Genomic DNA, 14,143 nt, shown 5'->3' with positions numbered 1-14,143 from the left:
TGTCTCAGCCCGCGGCGGACTTCTGCACGCCGCCGCCGTCCGCCGTCGTGGCGGTCGCGTCGTCCGGGCGCAGCTCGATGTGGTCCGCCGCCAGGTCCACCGCCACCCGGTGTTCCATGCCCAGGGCCTCCAGGAACTTCTGCGGGAGCTGTACGCGCCCCGTGCGGTCGAGCATCACGTACTCGCGCTCGCTCACCGACTCGGCGCCGTGCTCGTCGGTGACCGTACGGCGCAGCACCTCGCTGCTGGTGCGGCCGTCGCGCATCGCCACCGTGCGCCGGACCTCGCCCGCGACGAGCGGGTCGTGGGTCACGATGACCACGGTCGCGCCCAGTTCCCGGTTGACGGTGCGGAAGGCCTCGAAGATCGCCCCGCCCGTCTCGGAGTCCAGCTCACCGGTCGGCTCGTCGGCGAGCAGCACCGCCGGATCGTTGGCCATCGCCACCGCGATGGCCACGCGCTGCTGCTGGCCGCCGGAGAGCTCGGCGGGGCGGCGGTCCGCCAGATCGCCGATCTCCAGCGCTTCGAGGAGCTCACCGGTCCGGACCGCGTGGCGCTTGGCGGCAGCGCGCCGGCCGCCCTTCAACTGCATGGGCAGGGCGATGTTCTGCGCCGCCGTCAGGAAGGGCAACAGGTTGCGGGCCGTCTGCTGCCAGACGAAACCGACCGCCTCGCGCCGGTAGCGCAGCCGGTCGCGCGCCGACATCTCCAGCAGGTCGTAGCCGCCGACGCTGGCGGTGCCGGCCGTGGGCACGTCCAGTCCCGCGAGAATGTTCAGGAGCGTGGACTTTCCGCTGCCGGACGCGCCGACCAGGGCCATCAGATCGCCCTGGGCCACGGTCAGTTCCAGCCCCTGCAGGGCCTGGACCTCGACCCCGTCCGTGCTGAAGATCCGCACCAGGCGGTCGCAGGCGATGGCCGTGTCCGCGCCGTGCCGGCGGGGCTCGGCGGCGGCCAGAGCCTGCCGCCGCAGCTCCTCGTAGGTGGGCTGATCGCTGTTCACCGCTGGTCTCCCGCTCTCAACTCGGTCGTGATCTGTCGTCTGCCGGAGATCGCCGCCTCCGCGAGCACGGCCCCCGCGACGAGGACGGCCAGGCCCAGTACCTGGGTCAGTACGGGCCTGAGGAGGACCGGCAGACCGGCCGGCACCGGCGTGCCGACCAGCGTGGACAGGTCCACGGCCGGGCCCAGCAGCGCCACGGCGCCCGCCGCGAGCAGTGCGCCGCCGAGCGCGGCGGCCAGGGCCAGGGGTACCGACTCCGCCAGGATCAGCAGGACCCCCTGCCGGGGGCGCAGCCCCATGGTGCGCAGCCGCGCCAGCAGTGCGGCCCGGTCGGGGGCGGCCCGGACCAGGGTCAGCAGGACCGCCAGCAGCGCGAAGCCCGCGGCTGCGGCCAGCGAGGCCCAGAAGAGCCGCTCGGCGGAGCGCTGGAGCGGGTCGGAGCCCAGTTCGGCGGCCACGGCACGGCTGGTGCGGACGCGGTAGTGCTCCTCGCCGGCCGCCGGGTCCGCGGTGCGGACCGCCTGCTCCAGCCGGTGCCGGTCGACCGTGCCGAGCGCGAACCAGTCGTTGGGCAGACCCATCTGCGGTACGGCGGCCAGCACTTGGGCGGCGGGCAGCACCACGGTGGCGTACTTGGCGCCGGGCCGGGCGGGGGTGCCGTCGACCACTCCGACCGTCGTGATTTTCAGCTCCCCGCCGTTTGCGAGCAACAGCCGGTAGTCGGAGGTGTCGTCGTCGGCGAGGTCCCGGCTGATCAGCGCGGGCACCGTCGCGCCCGAGGTGCCGGCGGCGCCGGTCGCCAGGAGCGCCGGATCGAACCGGCCGCTCCCGGCCGCCGCCGACAGTTTCGCGTACTCCACCGGGTCCGCGACGACCACGGAGATCTGGGAGCTGCCCGCTTTGGTGCCGTAGAGGACCACATGGTCGTCGGTCCACACCTTCACGGAGGACCGTACGCCGGGCAGCGCGGCCGCCGCCGACGTCAGGGCGTCCGGGAGGGTGCCGCGGGGCGCCGAGAGCCGCGCGTCCCCGCCGACGGCCGCGCGGGCCGCTGTGAAGCGGGCGTCGGCCATCGCGGTCAGTACCGTGGCGCCGAAGCCCCCGGTGGTGACGGCCAGCAGCATCGCGATCAGCGGCAGTACGGACGGACGGGCCCGGCCCCCGGTGCCCCGCGCGGCGCGCGCCAGCCCGAGGAAGCCGATCAGCCCCGGGCCCCGCCCGGCCGCCCGGGCCAGAGCCCCGACCAGGGCGGGCTGGACCCGGGCCAGCAGCAGGCCGCCGCAGAGCGCGAGCAGCAGCGGGGCGGCGATCAGCAGCGGATCCACCCCGGCGCCGGCCGGGGCGACCCCGCGCGAGCGGACCTCGAACACGGCGGCTGCGGTGGCCGCCAGGGCGAGCAGCTCGGTGACCAGCCGCCGCCGGGGCCCCGGCCGGCGCTTCGGCGACAGCAGCACGAAGACGCGTACCGGGACGGCCAGCAGCGCCAGGAGCGTGGCGGCCGAAGCGGCCAGCACGGTGCCCGCGGAGCGGGGGGTCGGCAGCAGGACCACGGCGAGCGCCGTCGCGAGCGCGGCGGCGGGCAGGACGGTGACGGCGTTCTCCGCGAGCAGCCGGCGCACGATGCCCGCGCGGGAACCGCCGCGGGCCAGCAGGAGCCGCAGTTCGGACTCCCGCCGGTCCCCGGCGAGCCCGGCCGCCAGGCAGAACACCACGAACGCCACTCCGGCCACCCCGGCCGGGCCCATCGCGGCGAGCGGTGCCGCGGCCTGGCGCCGGGCCTCGGCAAGGGTGAACTGCTCGGGGAGGTGAGAGGCGATCCGCAGGTCCTGCCGGTGGGTCTCCTGGGCCAGGCGTGCGGCGGTCGGGCCGGTCACGTAGGAGGCCACGGCCTTGGCCGTGGCGGTGAGTCGGTCGGTGCGCAGCATCCCGGTGTCCACCGGGATCCGCCAGAAGTCCGTACTGTGCGTCTCGCCCCATTCGGGGAGCCGGTCGAGTGCCTCCGCGCCGACGAGGGCGTCGGTGACCCAGAACGTCTCCGGAAGACCTTTCGTGGTCACGGAGAGGCAGGCACGCAGGAGGCAGCTGAAGTCGGTCCAGTAGTCCTCGGCGTCGTCGTTCGCGGCGTACAGACCGACGACCTCGGCCTTCGTCGTGGTCATGGCCTGGCCGGTCGTGGTCTCCAGCACCATGCCGACCCGGATGCCGAGGGTCTTCGCCGCGCTCTGCGACAGCGCGACGGGCACGGGACTGCCTGGTGCGGGACTGCCGGCCGCGGGACTGCCTGGCGCGGGGGCGGGCGCGCCCGGCCAGTGTCCCTCCACCAGGCGGACGTGCTCCCGGGCCGTGCGAAGGTGGTGCAGGCCCAGCCGGGGCGGGACCCCGTCGGGTGCGGTCAGACCGGGGTTGGCCAGCGGCCGGGCACCCGCGGAGGACCCGTGGACGGGTCCGGCGGGGGCGACGGCGAAACCCGGGGCGGTACGGGAGACCAGGGTCGCCAGTACCTCGTCCAGGTTCTGCGCGCTCCGCTCCCCGTGGCGGGGGCGCGCACTGACGTACAGGCTGGTCTGGCTCGGCCCGCGCGACTCCAGGAAGGATCGCAGCGCCTGGTCGGTGCCCCGGTCCGTGGCACGCGGCAGGGCCGCTGCGAGCAGGACGGCGACGAAGGCCAGGGCCGCACCGAGCAGGGCGCTCAGCGGGGTGGCGCGCAGCCGGGTCCGTACCCAGGGCGCGGGCGGCGCCAGAGCCCGGGAGGGGGACCCCTGCGGTGCCTGTGGGCCGGTCCCGCCCGGGGCGCGCCGGTCGGCGTTGGTCGCGTCCGGCCCGGTCATATGTCCTCCACGTGCCGCAGCCGGTCGGCCGGCTTCGAGCGGTTCTGATGGCGCCGGCCGCCGAAGACCGCGGACAGCAGCGGTACGGCGGCGATGGCGGCGGCGAGCAGCAGGGTCCGCACCGCGGGCAGGTCCACCAACACCCCGGGCTCCGGGCGGCCGGCGGCCGGGGTGAGCACGGTCAGCGGTACGACGAGGTGGACGATGACCACGCCCAGCCCCACCCCGACCACGGCGGCGAGCCCCACCAGCAGGCAGCTCTCGGCGGTGGCCGTCCGGGCCAGGTCCCGCCGCCGGGCACCCAGCGCCGTCAGCACCGAGAACTCCCGGGTCCGCTCACGGGCGGCGGCCGCGGCGGAGGCGGCGAAACCGATCGCCGCGAGCACCGCGCAGGCCACCGCGAGCGCGGCCAGGGCTCCCTGCGGGCCCGCGCTGAGCGGATCGTCCAGCAGGGTCGCGGCCACCTCCTCGCGCAGCCGCACCTGTTGGGAGCCGGCGCCGGAGCGCAGTTCCGCGGCGGCGCGGGCCGGGGCCCGGTCGTCGGCGGAGGCGGCCGGCAGCCACCACTCACCGGGCATCGGAAGCTCCCGGCCGCTCGCCGCGAGCAGCCCGCCCGCGGTGGCCAGGTCGACGGCGATCGCGGTGTCGCCGGCCACGGGCAGGGAGTCGATCGCGGCGGTGACCCGGACCGGCAGGGTGACCTCAGCGAGCTTGACCGGTACCAGATCGCCCACGGCCGCGCCGATGGCGGACAGGTACGCCCGGGTGGCGATCCCCGGAATCTCGGCGGCCGGAGCGGGCCCCGGCGTCAGGCCGGCCTGGACGCCGCCGAGTTCGCCGGAACCGTCCCGGTAGCGCAGCTTGACCAGGGCCGGGACACCACCCGGCGACGGCTCGGCGCCAGCGAGCAGCTCGGCGGCCGGTGACCCGTCGTTGAGCGGCGGGGCGGACAGCTTCCAGTCGGGTGCGGGCACCGCGACCGGCGCCGCCGCACCGTCCCGGGTCTGCGCGACGGCGAGGCCGCGGACGGTCAGCTCGTCGAAGATCTTGACCGTGTCGCCGGGCTTGCCGGGGCCGGGGCCGGGGCCGGCGCCCGGATCGGTACCGGGGAGCGGGCCTTCCCGGTCGTACGAGAACACGAGCCCGGCCAGGCTGAGCGGGGTGGCGGCCGACCCGATGGGGGCGCCGAGCATCGCACCGAGGTGCACCGACACGGTGGCGTCGCCGCTCTCCGGGAGCTGCACCATCGCGGCCCGGTACGTGATGCCGAACCGGTCGCGCAGCAGCAGCCCGAGGCCGGGGCGGCCGCCCGCGCCGGTGGGGCGCACGGAGACCGAGACGTCGATGCGCTGCGGCCGGCCGGGGAGGGGAATGCCGGTCAAGGGGATGCCCGTGGCGGGTGCGGGTGCGGGTGTGGGTGCGGCGGCGGCGGGGGAGGCGGCGGCCAGTGGGGTGAACAGCTCCCGCATGCCGCGTCCGTCGCGCAGGTCGGCCCGCAGGGCGAGCCGGTCGGCGGCGGCCGCCGCGTCCAGCGCCATCAGCTGGCCGGTGCGCCCGCCCGGCAGGTCCTGCCGGGTACGGAGCACCGGCAGGACGCGCTCTCCGCCGGGCAGGGCCGCGTACCGCCCGCCCCGGCCGAGCGGGGGCAGGTCGCTGTGGGATATCAGCAGGCCCCCGGCGGTGGTGAAATCGGCCTGGTCGCGCTGGGACTCGGACCACGCCGTGTGCTGACCCAGCGCCAGGACCCCGCTGGAGACCGCGAGTACGAGCAGCAGCACCGGCCCCGTGGCCCGTCCGGGCCGGCGGGCCAGCTGCCAGCCGACGAGCGCCGGACCCAGCCCCCGGCCCCGCGCGGCGACCCGCGCGCCGAGCCGCGCCGCGAAGGGCAGCAGCCGCAGCACCAGCAGGGTGCCCGCGCACAGCGCCAGCGTCGGGGCGGCGACCAGGACCGGGTCCACGCCGAACAGCCCGTCGTTGCGCGCGGCCGGGCCGGATCCGCCGGATCCGCCGGATCCGCCCGCGCCGTAGCGGGAGAGCTGCTCGTAGGCGAGTACGGCCAGGGCCACCAGCGCCAGGTCCGCGCCGGAGCGGGCGGCGCCGGCGACGAGCGCCTGGCGGCGGCCGCTCCGGTGCAGGGCGGCCGCGGCGGCGCCCCGCAGGACGACCGGGAGGGTGGTCAGGACGACGCACCCGAGGGCGCAGCCCGCGGCCACGGGCCAGAGCAGCCAGCTCCGGGTGACGGTGAACGGGACGTGCGCCAACGAGCCGTAGCCGCCGAGCAGGCGCAGCAGTGGCGGGGTCAGCAGGGGTGCGAGTAGGGCGGCGGGCAGCGCGAGCAGCAGCGACTGGGCCGCGGTGAGGACACCGAGCCGGCCACGGGAGGCGCCGCGCGCGGCGAGCAGGGCGCGCTCGCCCTCCTGGCGCGCCGTCAGCAGGTGTGAGACGAGGAGCAGCGCCGCCCCGGCGAGCACGGCCAGTTGCAGCGCGCCGACGAGCAGGGTGGAGCGGGCGACGGTCAGGCCCGACCGCAACTCCCGGAGCAGCGCCGGAAGCTCCGTGGCGTGCTCCAGCCCGGAATCGGGCCGGAGCTTCGCCAGGGCCTTGGCCGACCGACCGCGGACCGCCTCGGCCCCGGCCGCGTCCACGGCGGAGAAGTCGGCGGTGAGCAGCACGGCGCGGCTGTCCTGGACCAGCCCGCCCGCGGTGAAGGCGGAGTCGTCCACCAGCAGCGGCCCGTAGGTGGCGAATCCGGCGACCTGGAGACCGCGCGCACCGAGCGGATCGAGCCGCCAGTACGGGGAGTCCGGGTCGGCCGCCCGGTAGACGCCGGTCACCAGCACGGTCAGCGGGGAGCCGCCGAACCGGTCGGCGAGCCGCACCTGCGCGGGCAGCGCTCCCTCGGCCAGCCCGAGCCGGTCCAGCGCCGCCTTCGGCACGGCCACGGGAACCGGGGCTCCCTGAGCGGAGACCGGTCCCGCGACGGGCTGCGGCCAGGTGCCCGCGAGAAGCCGTACGCGGTCCCTCGCGAAGGCCGCCAGCAGGGTCAGATCGGCGTCCTTGCCGGGGGTGTGCGGGCCGGGCAGGCCGTACGAACGGCTGCGCGCCACGCTCTCGGCACCGGCCGGGAGGGGGCCGAACAGCTCGCGCGCGAAGGCCCGTACCGCCTCGTCGTCCTTGACGCGGTCGGCCGTCGGGTGGGAACCGGTGACCAGTACGGTGCCGCGCGCGAGACCGGGCCCCTGGAGGGCCTGGCGCAGTCCGGCATCGCCCACTGCGCGGGTGAAGGCGAAGAGCGCGGTGAGCACGGTCGTGGTGATCAAAACGGTCAGCAGCACGGCGGCTGCGAGCGGCAATCGCCCGCGCAGCCGGCGCACGACGAAGCCGAGCATGTGCCTGTTCCTCCCCCGCACCGGACTGGCGACCCCGGATACCGGACAATGTTGCCAGATTCGAACAGGCGGCGGAAGGGACTTGCGTGAGGAGCGCAACGGATGAACAAATCGTGGGGGCGGGACCGCAAGAACGCCGTTCTCGGCTTTCATCCGCTCGTCCGCTGGGAGGGGGAGCCGCAGTATGACGCAGGATCAGGATCAGCATCAGGATCAGGAACGGCGACAGGGACCGGGGCAGGGGTCGGGACCGCAGTCGCGGCAGGGGTCGGAGCAGGAGTCGGCGCAGGAGTCGGCGCAGCAGTTGGGACCGCAGTCGGGAAGCGCACCGCGGCAGGGCGCCGGGGCGCCGCCGATGGTGGTCGTGGACGACGTGCGGCGCAGTTTCGGGACGGGGCAGCAGGCGGTGCACGCCCTGCGCGGAGTGTCCTTCGAGGTCCGCCGCGGCGAACTCACCGCGCTCAAGGGGCGGTCCGGTTCCGGGAAGACCACCCTGCTGAACCTGGTCGGCGGCCTCGACACACCGACCGGCGGCAGCGTCGCCCTCGACGGCACCGATCTGGCCGGCCTCGACGAGGACGGCCGCCTCGCGCTGCGCCGCGACCGGATCGGCTTCGTGTTCCAGTCCTTCGGCCTGATCCCCGCCCTGACCGCCGCCGAGAACGTCGGGGTCCCGATGCGGCTGCGCAAGATACCGGCGAAGCAGCGCGAGGAACGGGCCCGCACCCTGCTCGCCCTCGTCGGCCTCTCCGAACACACCGAGCAGCGTCCCGGCGAACTCTCCGGCGGCCAGCAGCAGCGGGTCGCCGTCGCGCGGGCCCTCGCGAACGAGCCCGATCTGATCATCGCCGACGAGCCGACGGGCCAGCTCGACTCCGACACCGGCCGGCAGATCATGCGGCTGCTGCGCGCGGTGGTGCGCAGCGAGGGGGTCACTGCGCTGGTCGCCACGCACGACCCGGCGCTGATGGAACTGGCGGACCGGGTGGTGGAACTGCGGGACGGGCGCATCGTGGATGCTTCGCCGGAGGATGCCCCGGCTTCCGGGGAGCCGGCTGAGGCCTCGTAGGCCCCGCAGACCCCGTAGGTCCACTGGGCGATCTGGAAGAGGCGGCTACACGCAGCCGCTGCCCTCGGCCCTGCCGACCGATACCCACCAGGAGATAGCTGCCCAGGCCCCGCGGGGACTAGGTGTGCATCTGCCGGATCTTGCCGGGCGGCGCGGGCCCGGCAAGATCCGAAAGAGACGGCCTACGGGAGCTACTCGGTGTGCAGGGCCGCGGCGATGGTCATCCGGGCCGCTGAGCGGGCCGGGATCAGCGCGCCCAGGACGGCGATCGCGACCCCCGCGCACAGCATTCCGGCGAGCTGCGGTGCGTGCCAGACGTCCTTCATCGACTCGGGGAAGGCGACGATGCCCACGTTGTCCACGACGAGCCGGTGCGCGACGATCCCGAGGGGGATCCCGAGCAGCCCGCCGGCCAGGCCGATCCCGGTCACCGAGGTCACCGTCATCGCGACCACCTGGCGCGGCGTCATGCCGATCGACTTGAGCATGCCCAGGTCGCGGCGGCGGTCACGGGTGTTCAGCAGCACGGTGTTGAAGACGCCGAGCGAGGCGACGAGGGTCAGCATGACCGAGAACACCGAGGAGAAGCCGACGACCGCGGTGGTGGCGGCGTTGACCTTGGCGGAGTTCACTACCTCGGCGTGCAGTCCGGGGTCGGCCGCGTCGACGGCGTCCGCGTAGGCGCGGGTGTCCGTCCCCGGGGCGAGCCGGACGGTGTACTCGACCGCGCGGCTGTCCGGGGCGAGTTGGATGAGAGCCTCCCACGTGGATTCCAGGGAGCGTGCGTCGCTGTCGATCAGCTGGCCGACGATGGTCGCGGCCGTCCGCCTCCCGTTGGCCTCGAGGGTGACCCGGTCGCCGACCGCCAGCCCGCGTTCCGTGAGGAAGGAAGGGCCCGCCGCGATCTCGCCGGGTCCGCTGGGCGGCCGGCCTTCCACGAAGGCCTCGGCCGGGGACGGGCTGCCCCGGTAGAAGTTCCCGAACGCGGGCTGTGTGTATCCGACCAGGCCGACCTGGATCAGCCCGCGCGCCTGCACCTCCTGCGCACCGAGCGACCGCAGCCGCTCCTCGATCTGCGCGTCGCTCAGCAGCGGCTCGACAGGGTTGTCGCCGTGGCCGCCGACCTGGACGTAGACCACCGTTCCGCCGGGGCCGCGGCCGGTCTGCGCGTACGAGACCATCGTGCTGGTCAGACCAGTCGCCAGGGTCACCGTGGTGACACCGAGGACGATGGCGGCCATGGTCATGAAGGCGCGGCCGGGGCGGGCGAACGGGTGGCCGAGTCCCAGGCTGACGGAGCGCGGCAGCCGCGAGGAGGCGAGCGCACGCTGGACGCGCAGTCCGCGTCCCGTGCGGGGCGCGCCGCCCGCGCTGATGGCCTGCGCGGCCGGCAGCCGGTGGGCGCGCAGGGCCGGTACGAGCGCGGTCAGCACGACGAGGGCGGGCATCCCGGCCAGGCACGCGACGCTGAGCCAGGGCGAGACGGTCCCCACGCCCGCCATCCCCGTCTCGATGCCGGAGAACGCGATCTGCAGGATGGGCGCGGCCAGCGCGTTGCCGAGCAGCGTGCCCAAGGCGCAGCCGGCCACGGCGGGGACCGAGACCATCGTCAGGTAGACGGCGACCACCTGGTTCGGAGTGAAGCCGATGGCTTTGAGGACGCCGATGTGCCGGCTGCCGGAGACCACGGCGCCGCTGACCACGTTCGCCACGATCAGGGAGGAGACGAGTAGACCGAGGACGCCGAACAGGGCGATGAAGGGCAGATAGGCGTCCGCCCGCGCGGAGAAGGCCTTCTTCAGGGTGAGGTAGGTCTGCGCGGCCGTCACCGAGTCCGCGGGAAGTCCCTCCGTGGCCCGGGCGAGCGAGTCGCGCAGTTGGGCCCCGGTGGCCGGGTCGGTGAAGCGGTACAGCATCTGCGTGGACGTGGGATGGAGGGCCGCGGCCTGCTCGGGCGTCACCCAGGCGCCGGACGACTGGCTCATGCTCGTCGCGAAACCTACGACGGTGAGCGTCGGGAGGCCGGGTACCTGCAACTTCGTGCCGAGGAGATCGGCGTCCGGAGTGCCGTTGGTGGACCAGTTCACGACGATCTCGCCGGGCGCCTCGACCCAGCGCCCCTGCCGCATCCACACGCGGTCCACCGGCCCGGCCGGATCGGCGCGGCCCACCACCATGAGGGGGCCCGGCGGACTCCCGATCCAGTCCGTGGGCACGTCGATGACGGCCTGCGGGAACGGGCCCGCGGCGGCCGCGACCCCGGGGCGGTGCGCCGTCTGCGCGAGCTGGGCGTCGGAGACCTTCGCCGGGTCGTACGTGGCCACGGTGTGCGCGCCGCGCTGCGCGGAGTAGGCCGTGTCGAAGGGGCCCGAGGCGGCGGCCAGCAGGCCGAGCGCGAGCAGGACGGTCGTGGTGGAGCACAGGACGACGAGGCCGATGACGAACGTCTGGACCCTGCGGCGCCTCACAGCGGCCCGGGAGGCCCGCCACACGGCGCTCACGCGGAGCGCTCCAGGGTCTCGCCGTCCACGAGTTCGCCGTCCAGGGCGCGTTCGCGGGCGATGCGGCCGTCGGCCATCTCGACGAGGCGGCCGGCGCAGCGGGTCGCCAGGTGCGGGTCGTGGGTGACGATCAGGAGGGTCTGGCCTATCTGGTTGAGGTCGATCAGCAGATCCATCACCTGCTCGCCGGAGCGGCTGTCGAGGGCGCCGGTCGGCTCGTCGGCGAGGAGCAGTGCCGGACGGTTCATCAGGGCGCGGGCCACGCCGACGCGTTGGCGTTCGCCGCCGCTGAGCGTCGTCGGGTAGTTGTTGCGGCGGTCGGCGACCCCGAGCTCGTCGAGGAGTTCCAGGGCTCGGCGGCGGGCCTGGCGCGCGGAGGTGCCGGTGAGCTGGGCGGCCAGGGCGACGTTGTCGAGGGCCGGCAGGTCGTCGATGAGGTTGAAGAACTGGAAGATCATGCCGACGTCGCGGCGGCGGTAGAGGGCGAGGCCGGTCTCCGTCAGGCCGCCGAGGTCCTGGCCGTGCACGCTGATCGTTCCGGCGGTCGGCCGGTCCAGTCCGGCCACCATGTTGAGCAGCGTGGACTTCCCGCAGCCGGAAGGGCCCATCACGGCGACGGCTTCGCCCCGGCGGATCTCCAGGGACAGGGCGTCGAGGGCCAGGGTGTCGCCGTACTCCTTCGATACGCGGTCCAGCCGGACGACGACCTGGGGGGAGCTGCCGGCGCTGTCGTGATGAGGTGTCATGGCACGAACCTAGAAGGCCGGTCGGACGGGCCGCGTCACCCCCCGGATGTAGACGGGAGGCGGGGTCATCCTGGGGATGTATGCGGGACAGAACCGGGAGAGGGATGTGGACTACACGGGGTGCTTGCGAGAGTCGGGTAGGAGAATCTTGGAACGGATGACCATGGAACGATGACCGTGGGACGAGGACTACGGGTGGGGGAGGGGGAGTTGCCGTGACGACGGGATGGGCGGTCGCTGTCGTGGTGGCCGCGGTGTGCGCGGTGTCGGCCGGGTTCGGGCTGACCGTGGCGCTCCTGCGGGCCCGCGCGGCGCACCGGTCGGCGATCGAGGAGCGCGGCTGGCTGCTGGAGCGGGAGCGGGAGAGCGCGGCCCGCTCCGCGGTGGACGCGGAGCGGGCCCGGATAGCGGCGGAGCTCCACGACATAGTCAGCCACAACGTCAGCCTGATGATCGTCCAAGCGGGCGCCGCCCGCGAGGTGTTGGCGACGATGCCGGTGGAGGCTGCGGCCGCGATGGCCGCCGTGGAGAAGGCCGGGCGTACGACCATGACCGAACTGCGGCACCTGCTGGGCCTGCTCGCGCCCGCCCAGGACGGAAACGACGAACCGTACGGAGGCAGGGCCGCCGAAAGACGGGACCCGGCGGCGGAGTTGGCGCCGCAGCCGAGTCTGAGTCGGCTCAGTCCGCTCATCGACCGGATAGCCTTCGCCGGGCTGCCGGTGGAGGTCCGGATATCCGGCGAACCGCGGCCGCTGCCGGCCGGGATCGACGTCACCGCCTACCGGATCATCCAGGAGGCGCTGACCAACGCACTCAAGCACGGGGACGGGGTGAAAGCCGAGGTGACAGTGAGATACGCGGACCAGGCACTGAGGGTCGAGGTGCTCAACAGCGGTCCGAGCGTGCTGTCCGGGGACCGGATATCCGGGCCGGCGGGGAAGCCCGCCCCGGCCGTGTCCACAGCGTTCACCGCCCCGCGCCCCAAGGCCGACGGCGCGGGGCACGGGCTGGTCGGGCTGCGCGAGCGGGTCGCCGTGTACGGAGGGGACTTCGACGCGCGCCGCCGCCTCGGGGGCGGCTACCGGGTCCGCGCCCGCCTCCCGCTGGAGCGGCCGTGACCACGCCCGCCCCGGCCGTCGAGCCGGACCCGAGGGCCGCCTCGCCCCGGGTGGTCATCGCCGACGACCAGGACCTCGTCCGCACCGGTTTCCGCATGATCCTCACCGCCCGGGGGATCGATGTGGTGGGAGTGGCCGCAGACGGGGTGGAGGCCGTCTCGGCGGTACGCCGTCTGCGCCCCGACGTCGTCCTGCTCGACATACGCATGCCCCGGCTGGACGGACTTGAGGCCGCCCGGCAGATCCTCGCCGAAGCCCCGGAATGCCGGGTGATCATGCTGACCACCTTCGACCTCGACCAGTACGTCTACGCCGCCCTCGCGGCCGGAGCGAGCGGGTTCCTGCTCAAGGACGTCACCCCGGAGTACCTCGCCAACGCCGTACGGCTCGTCGACACCGGCGACGCGCTGCTCTCCCCGTCGATCACCCGCCGACTGGTGGAGCGCTGCGCCTCGGCATCGGCCGCGCGCGGCGGCGGGGCCCCGGCGGCATCCCACTCCGACCTGGACGCCCTCACTCCGCGCGAGCGGGAGGTGCTGACGCTCATGGGCCACGGCCTCTCCAATGCCGAACTGGCCCAGGAGTTCACCCTCAGCGAGGCCACCGTGAAGACCCATGTGGCCCGGATCTTCGCCAAGCTGAGCCTGCGCGACCGCGCCCAGGCGGTCGTCCTTGCCTACGAGACGGGCCTGGTCACCCCGGGCACGGCCTAGGGCCTGTCGTCAAACTCCCGTCTGCCGCGCGGCGTCTGGCACGTGCTCTCGCCGCACCGGGCGAAAGCCCGGGTACGTCCAGTACGCGGACTTTCGCCCGGCGCGCCGAGAGCACGCACCAGACGCCGCGCGGCCGCCCTTCGGGCGACGACGGGAGTTTGACGACAGACCCTAGGGAAGCCCCGAGCGGACTGCGCCGGCCCGCCTCGTGTCACGGCAACTCGCGTGTGAGCCATACATGCTCACCACGGTCGTCCGTGGCAACGCGATGCCGCTCGAAGCCGATCTTCTCAAGGACACGGAGGGAGGCTGTGTTCCATGGACCGACGGTCGACCAGAGCCGCTTCCGCCCGGTCGCGATGGCGGCATCGACCACCGCCGCGGCCGCTTCGGTGGCGTAGCCGCGCCCGTGCGTGCTCTGGAACAGCTCGTACGCGATTTCCGGCTCCTCCAGGGTGGAGCGGCCGATGATCAGCCCGCAGTAGCCGATGAAATCGCCCTCGTCGCGGCGCTGGATCGGCAGCAGGGCTATCCCCGTCGTCTCCGTCGCGGTGAGCAGCTCCGCTATGGACGTCCGGATGTCCTCGACCGCGTGGGTTCCCTTGCCGCGTTCGGCGAGGAGCTCGCAGAACGCGGCGGCGTCCGACTCGGCCCACGGCCGGAGTATCAGCCGCTCGGTCTGGAGGTGGAACGACATCGTCTCGTACGTAGTCATGCCCTCACTCTGCCCCAATGGATCACCGCGCACTACGGCCGGGAATCCAGGGCGTGTC

Annotated in this window: 9 protein-coding genes; 3 read left to right on the top strand and 6 right to left on the bottom strand. The window is 74.4% G+C overall.

The genetic code is table 11. The annotated features are described in order from the left end of the window. Positions 1-4 precede the first annotated feature (4 nt). The 3 genes from AC3IYI_RS03065 to AC3IYI_RS03055 are packed head-to-tail and all read right to left on the bottom strand — an operon-like array spanning position 5 to position 7,220. Complete coding sequence (locus AC3IYI_RS03065) at positions 5-1,003, bottom strand: ABC transporter ATP-binding protein (protein WP_489408725.1); 999 nt, start codon at positions 1,001-1,003, stop codon at positions 5-7. Next, complete coding sequence (locus AC3IYI_RS03060; protein WP_489408724.1) at positions 1,000-3,831, bottom strand: hypothetical protein; 2,832 nt, start codon at positions 3,829-3,831, stop codon at positions 1,000-1,002. Before AC3IYI_RS03060 ends, AC3IYI_RS03065 begins: the two co-directional genes overlap by 4 nt. Continuing rightward, positions 3,828-7,220 (bottom strand): FtsX-like permease family protein, encoded by a 3,393-nt coding sequence (locus tag AC3IYI_RS03055; RefSeq protein WP_489408723.1) that lies wholly within the window; start codon positions 7,218-7,220, stop codon positions 3,828-3,830. The genes AC3IYI_RS03060 and AC3IYI_RS03055 overlap by 4 nt, the downstream gene beginning before the upstream one ends. Before the next feature lie 355 nt (positions 7,221-7,575). Between AC3IYI_RS03055 and AC3IYI_RS03050 the strand changes: the two genes are divergently transcribed. Continuing rightward, on the top strand, positions 7,576-8,289 hold the full coding sequence (locus AC3IYI_RS03050) for an ABC transporter ATP-binding protein (protein ID WP_489411862.1): 714 nt from the start codon (positions 7,576-7,578) through the stop codon (positions 8,287-8,289). A 191-nt stretch (positions 8,290-8,480) separates the two neighbouring features. On the opposite strand, the gene AC3IYI_RS03045 is transcribed toward AC3IYI_RS03050, so the two are convergent. Continuing rightward, entirely contained in the window at positions 8,481-10,790 is a 2,310-nt protein-coding gene (locus AC3IYI_RS03045; protein ID WP_489408722.1) for an ABC transporter permease, read from the bottom strand. Then, positions 10,787-11,536 (bottom strand): ABC transporter ATP-binding protein, encoded by a 750-nt coding sequence (locus AC3IYI_RS03040; RefSeq protein WP_489408721.1) that lies wholly within the window; start codon positions 11,534-11,536, stop codon positions 10,787-10,789. The genes AC3IYI_RS03045 and AC3IYI_RS03040 overlap by 4 nt, the downstream gene beginning before the upstream one ends. Before the next feature lie 215 nt (positions 11,537-11,751). Between AC3IYI_RS03040 and AC3IYI_RS03035 the strand changes: the two genes are divergently transcribed. Beyond that, positions 11,752-12,657: a sensor histidine kinase gene (locus AC3IYI_RS03035; protein ID WP_489408720.1), complete on the top strand. Its 906-nt coding sequence runs from the start codon at positions 11,752-11,754 to the stop codon at positions 12,655-12,657. 95 nt (positions 12,658-12,752) lie between these two features. Beyond that, positions 12,753-13,370 carry a response regulator gene (locus AC3IYI_RS03030; protein WP_489411861.1) on the top strand — a complete coding sequence of 206 codons (618 nt, stop codon included), beginning with the start codon at positions 12,753-12,755 and terminating at the stop codon, positions 13,368-13,370. Between the two features lie 211 nt (positions 13,371-13,581). Here the strand turns inward: AC3IYI_RS03030 and AC3IYI_RS03025 are convergent, their stop codons facing one another. Next, positions 13,582-14,085, bottom strand: a complete 504-nt coding sequence (locus AC3IYI_RS03025) for a GNAT family N-acetyltransferase (protein ID WP_489408719.1) — start codon at positions 14,083-14,085, stop codon at positions 13,582-13,584. Positions 14,086-14,143 lie beyond the last annotated feature (58 nt).

Source organism: Streptomyces sp. GL_148 (assembly GCF_057834205.1).
Note: the sequence above shows the minus strand (reverse complement) of the source record. Positions and strands in the feature narration are given on the sequence as shown.

Bases quoted from the DNA above. Each gene is read 5' to 3' on its own strand.
- AC3IYI_RS03060 (WP_489408724.1), bottom strand. From the start codon at position 3,831: ATGACCGGGCCGGACGCGACCAACGCCGACCGGCGCGCCCCGGGCGGG.
- AC3IYI_RS03055 (WP_489408723.1), bottom strand. From the start codon at position 7,220: ATGCTCGGCTTCGTCGTGCGCCGGCTGCGCGGGCGATTGCCGCTCGCA.
- AC3IYI_RS03050 (WP_489411862.1), top strand. From the start codon at position 7,576: ATGGTGGTCGTGGACGACGTGCGGCGCAGTTTCGGGACGGGGCAGCAG.
- AC3IYI_RS03040 (WP_489408721.1), bottom strand. From the start codon at position 11,536: ATGACACCTCATCACGACAGCGCCGGCAGCTCCCCCCAGGTCGTCGTC.
- AC3IYI_RS03030 (WP_489411861.1), top strand. From the start codon at position 12,753: ATGATCCTCACCGCCCGGGGGATCGATGTGGTGGGAGTGGCCGCAGAC.
- AC3IYI_RS03025 (WP_489408719.1), bottom strand. From the start codon at position 14,085: ATGACTACGTACGAGACGATGTCGTTCCACCTCCAGACCGAGCGGCTG.